This is a genomic window from Pseudomonas syringae (genome assembly GCF_021605415.1).
GTDB lineage: Bacteria > Pseudomonadota > Gammaproteobacteria > Pseudomonadales > Pseudomonadaceae > Aquipseudomonas > Aquipseudomonas syringae_S.
Genome location: NZ_WKEQ01000095.1, coordinates 1 through 874 on the forward strand (window position 1 = coordinate 1; position 874 = coordinate 874).

At 57.7% G+C, this 874-nt stretch carries 1 pseudogene; it reads right to left on the bottom strand.

From position 1 onward, the window contains the following. Positions 1 to 874: pseudogene (locus GIW69_RS26145) on the bottom strand (hypothetical protein); the annotation flags it as partial.

Consider the following 874-nt stretch of genomic DNA (forward strand, 5'->3'; position numbering starts at 1 on the left):
AAATCGTTTTTTCAAACTTGCTATCGTCCTCCAATGTTCCGTCGAGACGCAGCCAAACGTATTGGCGTAGGGCAATATGCGGCCAGTCGTTACAGCGCAGTTTGCCGGTGGATGTCAGGTTCATGAGCTGCACTTCTGATCCCTGACCATTGTCGTCCGCCTGCATGAGCAACGGTTTTTGCAGCTCGGTTGCTGGTATTGGCAACACCGCCAACGTCCGCGTCTTCGACTGCTCCGGCGCATTGCCGCCGCGGCTCATCGTGTAATGCACGGACACCGGTTTTCCAAGATTGAAAGCAATCACCGCTGTCTTCAGCGCGATTTCCTGCACGCCGATCGTGGTCACTGTGTGTTCCGCCGCGGTGTCCGATCCGCCTGCGGGTGTGCCGGATGCGCCGATCCAGCTCACGACAATTTTGTCGTCCTTGAGCATCCCCTCGTAATCCACCGTCGCTGTGAGGGTGGTCAGTACGTTCATGGGATCAACGCTGGTTGTATTCGTCGCTTCCTTGATCCCCGGTTCAAGCAGTTCCACCGCCGCTCCCACCCCGAACTCCAGCGGATTGGCATAGCTGGTTCCGCCGCTGGCCCGTTTGATCAGGTATTTGGCAGTGACCCTGCCGCCTTCATTGCCCTTGATCAGCGCGGCCTCAATGGTGAATGAAACAGGTTTGCCGGCGGTGAGTGAGTTGAGTGTGATCGAGTCGGTGGCGGTGCCGGTTTTCGAGCCGATCCATTCATAGATGACTTCATCGCCAGGTTCGGTTTTCAGGTAATTGACGATCAGGTTGGTGCCGTTGCGATCCGCCGGCAGAAAGCCTTCCACTACGCCTGCGACCTCTGGTTCCGGCAGTTCGAGGCGCGGTTCGCCGAC